1 protein-coding gene is annotated in these 270 nt (G+C 56.7%); it reads left to right on the top strand.

The window, feature by feature from the left end:
- Positions 1 to 270 (top strand): TipJ family phage tail tip protein (gene gpJ, locus AAIR21_RS28110; RefSeq protein WP_434682875.1); only part of this gene is annotated, 270 nt, incomplete at both ends.

Below are 270 nucleotides of genomic sequence, written 5' to 3'. Positions count from 1 at the left end.
ACGGCGACATGGTGGGGAATTCCATTAACTATGCCATCGATCTCCAGACCGACGGCGGCACATGGAACACCGTAATCAATACCTCAGTAACCGGGAAAACGACGTCCGGCTATGAGCGCAGCCACCGCATTAACCTGCCACAGGCCGGGACAACGTGGACCCTCCGGGTACGTAAAATCACCGCCGACGCCCACAGCGCCAGAATCGGCGACAAAATGGTGATGGAAAGCTACACCGAAGTGATTGACGCCAAGCTGCGCTACCCCAATA

It is taken from the genome of Enterobacter sp. PTB, assembly GCF_051130085.1.
In the GTDB taxonomy this organism is placed as follows: domain Bacteria; phylum Pseudomonadota; class Gammaproteobacteria; order Enterobacterales; family Enterobacteriaceae; genus Enterobacter; species Enterobacter ludwigii.
The sequence above is the reverse complement of the archived record's forward strand: the minus strand, read 5'-3'. Positions and strand labels throughout refer to the sequence as shown.